Genomic DNA, 273 nt, shown 5'->3' on the forward strand with positions numbered 1-273 from the left:
CTGCACATGATCGCCTTGGCCGAGGTCGAGCCCAGCCAGGAGCGCTTGTCGCGGGATTGGCACCAGATCACCGGGGACAGCTTCATCGTTGATGTGCGGCCCATCGTTGGAGATCCCGCCGAGGGGTTCATGGAGGGTTTCAAGTACGCCGTCAAGTTCAGCGATCAGCCGGTTGCCGATACATGGCATGCCTTTCAGACGCTCAAGGGGAAACGCCTTCTTGGTTCTGCTGGGTGCTTCCGAGGTGTCGAGGTGCCGGAAGAGCTGACCGAT

The 273-nt window shown here is 60.4% G+C and carries 1 pseudogene; it reads left to right on the plus strand.

The features are described 5' to 3' along the window. Positions 1–273, plus strand: a pseudogene (locus tag ABG80_RS24135) (protein rep); the annotation flags it as partial.

It is taken from the genome of Aquabacterium parvum (assembly GCF_001447195.1).
GTDB classification, from domain to species: Bacteria; Pseudomonadota; Gammaproteobacteria; order Burkholderiales; family Burkholderiaceae_C; genus Aquabacterium; species Aquabacterium parvum.